At 66.2% G+C, this 1,823-nt stretch carries 1 protein-coding gene; it reads right to left on the reverse strand.

Annotated features, from left to right (window positions below):
• The coding region (gene fadB, locus C7H85_RS19220) for a fatty acid oxidation complex subunit alpha FadB (RefSeq protein ID WP_106731325.1) at positions 1-1,823 on the reverse strand (1,823 nt) is incomplete at both ends.

The raw sequence follows: 1,823 nt of genomic DNA on the forward strand, positions 1-1,823 counted from the left end.
TCGGCGGCCAGCTGGCGCAGTCCGGGGCTCACTTGATAGAGGGGGCCCAGGTGGGCGAATTTGTCGGCCAGGGCCACGTAGTTGGCCAGGCCCAGGGTATCCAGGTAGCGGAACACGCCGCCGCGGAACGGCGGGAAGCCGAGGCCGTACACCAGCGCCAGATCCGCCTCGGCCGGGGAGCCGATGATGCCTTCTTCCAGGCAGAGCACCACTTCGTTGATCATGGGGATCATCATGCGGGCGATGATGTCGTCCTGGGCCAGTTCCACCCTGCCGGTCACCACTTCCTGCAACAGCTGGTAGCTCTGCGGATCGGCTTCCTTCTTCGGCTTGCCCTTCTTGTCCTGGCTGTAGGCGTAGAAGCCCTGGCCGTTCTTCTGGCCGAAGCGCTGCCGCTCATACATGACGTCGATGGCGTCCTTGCCGGCTTTGCTCATGCGTACCGGGAAGCCTTCGGCCATGACGGCGGCGGCGTGGTGGCCGGTGTCGATGCCCACCACGTCCAGCAGGTAGGCGGGGCCCATGGGCCAGCCGAACACTTTCTCCATCACCTTGTCGACCTGCACGAAGTCGGCGCCGTCGGCGATCAGCTTGCTAAAGCCGAAAAAGTAGGGGAACAGCACCCGGTTGACGAAGAAGCCGGGGCAGTCGTTCACCACCACCGGCATCTTGCCCAGGTTGGCGGCGTAGGCCACCACCTTGTTGATGGTGTCGTCGCTGGTCTGCTCGCCGCGGATAATCTCCACCAGGGGCATGCGGTGCACCGGGTTGAAGAAGTGCATGCCGCAGAACCGCTCCGGTCGCTTGAGGCTCCTGGCCAGCAGTGAGATGGGGATGGTGGAGGTGTTGGAGGCGATGACGGCACCCTCGCTCACCCTGGTTTCCACCTCGGCCAGCACCTGGGACTTGATCTTGGGGTTCTCGACCACGGCTTCCACCACCATGTCCACCCCCTGCAGGCCATCGTAGCTCAGGGTGGGAGTGATGCTGGACAGCACCTGGGCCAGCTTGACACCGTCGATTTTGCCCCGCTCCAGTTGCTTGTTGAGCAGCTTGCCGGCCTCGTTCATGCCGAGTTGCAGGGCTTGGTCGTTGATGTCCTTCATCACCACCGGTATGCCCTTCACCGCCGACTGGTAGGCGATGCCGCCGCCCATGATGCCGGCGCCGAGCACGGCGGCCTTGCGGGTGGCCGGGGCCGATTTGGCCGCCTTCCTGGCCTTGCCCTTGATGAACTGGTCGTTCAGGAAAATACCGACCAGAGCGCGGGCCACCGGGGTCTTGGCCAGCGTGACGAAGTGGTCCTGCTCCACCCGGAGCGCGGCGTCGCGGCCCAGGGCGGCGGCGGCCTCGATGGCGTTCACCGCGGTGATGGGCGCCGGATAGTGGGGGCCGGCCTTGGCGGCCACCATGCCCTTGGCGGTGTTGAAGCTCATCATGGCTTCCAGCTTGTCCAGGGCCAGGGGCGCGCACTTGCGGGCGCGCTTGCCCCGCCAGTCCTGTTTGCCGGCGGCGGCGTCCTGCAACAGGCGGATGGCGGCAGCGTGCAACTGGCTGCTGTCGACCACCGCGTCCAGCACGCCCACGGCCAGGCAGGCCTCGGCCTTGTTCTCCTGCCCGGTGGTGATCCACTCCATGGCGTTGTCCGCACCAATAAGGCGCGGCAGCCGTACCGTGCCGCCGAAGCCGGGCATGATGCCGAGCTTGGTTTCCGGCAGGCCGATGCGGGCGCTGGTATCACCGATACGGTAGTCGGTGGCCAGGATGCACTCGCAACCGCCGCCGAGGGCATAGCCCCTGACCACGCTGACGGTGGGGAAGGG

Origin of the sequence: Zobellella endophytica (assembly GCF_003012775.1) — a bacterium.
Taxonomy (GTDB): Bacteria; Pseudomonadota; Gammaproteobacteria; order Enterobacterales; family Aeromonadaceae; genus Oceanimonas; species Oceanimonas endophytica.